The sequence below is a fragment of the Aliagarivorans taiwanensis DSM 22990 genome, assembly GCF_000429505.1.
GTDB classification, from domain to species: domain Bacteria; phylum Pseudomonadota; class Gammaproteobacteria; order Enterobacterales; family Celerinatantimonadaceae; genus Aliagarivorans; species Aliagarivorans taiwanensis.
This window is the reverse complement of sequence record NZ_AUBZ01000077.1, coordinates 1-1447: the sequence shown is the minus strand read 5'-3', so window position 1 is coordinate 1447 and position 1447 is coordinate 1. Positions and strand designations below refer to the sequence as shown.

1 protein-coding gene and 1 pseudogene are annotated in these 1447 nt (G+C 50.7%); one reads left to right on the top strand and one right to left on the bottom strand.

Features of this window, described 5'->3' with window-relative positions:
- Window positions 1-178: 178 nt before the first annotated feature.
- Entirely contained in the window at window positions 179-619 is a 441-nt protein-coding gene (locus G462_RS23575) for a hypothetical protein (RefSeq protein WP_051326890.1), read from the top strand.
- A 197-nt stretch (window positions 620-816) separates the two neighbouring features.
- Here G462_RS23575 and G462_RS0120085 read toward each other — a convergent pair.
- A pseudogene (locus G462_RS0120085) lies at window positions 817-1101 on the bottom strand (transposase); the annotation flags it as partial.
- Window positions 1102-1447 lie beyond the last annotated feature (346 nt).

Here is a 1447-nt window from a genome sequence, read left to right as displayed (position 1 = left end):
ATCAATATAACGGCGGGCTGACACCCAATGAGTCAGAGCGAAGGTACTGGCTTGAATACAAAACCGTGGCCAATTTAACTTGACCACTACAAACCGGGAAGACGGTTGCACTGGGCGGTTTTGGGAAGGGCGGTTTAAATCACAGGCCCTGTTAGATGAAGCTGCGCTAGCCGCATGTATGGCCTACGTTGATTTGAATCCCATCCGCGCGGCTACCGCGGTAACGCCAGAAGAGTCCGATCATACCAGTGTAAGGCGACGTATTGAGCAGGCGAAACAAGGCAAACAACCTGTCGAGTTAATGCCCTTTGTAGGCAACCCGCGTAAAGATATGCCCGAGGGATTACCGTTTTCGCTTACTGACTATCTCGAGCTGGTTGAACTCACCGGGCGGGTAGTGAGGGAAGACAAACGCGGTTTTATTGATAGCCAACATAACCCGATACTCCAGCGCCTTGGCATTGATGAGCAAAGCTGGCTAGCCATCAGCACTGGTATAGAACAGCACTTTGGTGGGGTGGTAGGCGCGCATAAGCGTATGCAACGTTACAAGGCAGACCACCACCAACAACGACTACAGGGTATGGGCTCGGCCAAGCGCTGGCTTAACTCTGCCTGACCTACTCCACACATTCACAAGCTGAACGGCTGACTCCCTGTCAGGGACCGGTCGCGACCAGCTTCCGTTGAAATCCTGTCAATAGCATTAGAAACACGTTGCTTGGGTCGATTTCATCCTTGAATCAGAGGGCTGTGGCGCCCCGCTATAGGTTGGAGTGAGTACCTGTACTTGCTTCACTAATAATGGCTGTCTTAATATTTTTCCAACACCTCCTCAATTGACCAACCTAGCGCCCTTGCTTGGTTTACATGCAGGACCACATGACTGTGGTTGCTCATCACCGCATAGGCACACACATCGATGGCAAAGACCTCGGCTAAGAGCACCAACTGCTCTTCAACCCACTGACGCCGGTGCTCATAACTTTGCCCAGTTACCGCATCTTCGCCACATAGATAAGCGCGTCGCACACAGCGCGAGATGCAGTGATAATAGGGCGTATCCGACAAACTGACTTGCTGGTTTCTAGCGCGAGGCATAGCAATCACTCGATGATTGAGGCTTTCACCAAGCGTAGAAGAGGGAGAGGAATTCTTCCACTATTATGGGTGTCTTGTGATCCGTTTGCTAGAGTTTGCAATACCTTGATGAAAAAACGGTTATCCGTCCCAGCAAGAGCCTGAAACTAGGACAAGGCAAACCATGCCGTGTGGGTGTATAGGTGGCTGGGTTCGGATCTCATCATGGCGCTTGAGCACAGTTAGATAGGCTCATACAACGACGCCGGATATATGTCAGCGAACCGATCTTGATTCAAAGTGTTGCAATAACCGGGGCGTCCATATATGTCCTAATATTTCTCATTGCACATACGGTTAGAAACAG

Excerpts from the sequence above, each read along its gene's own strand:
- G462_RS23575 (WP_051326890.1), top strand. The coding sequence starts at position 179 with ATGGCCTACGTTGATTTGAATCCCATCCGCGCGGCTACCGCGGTAACG.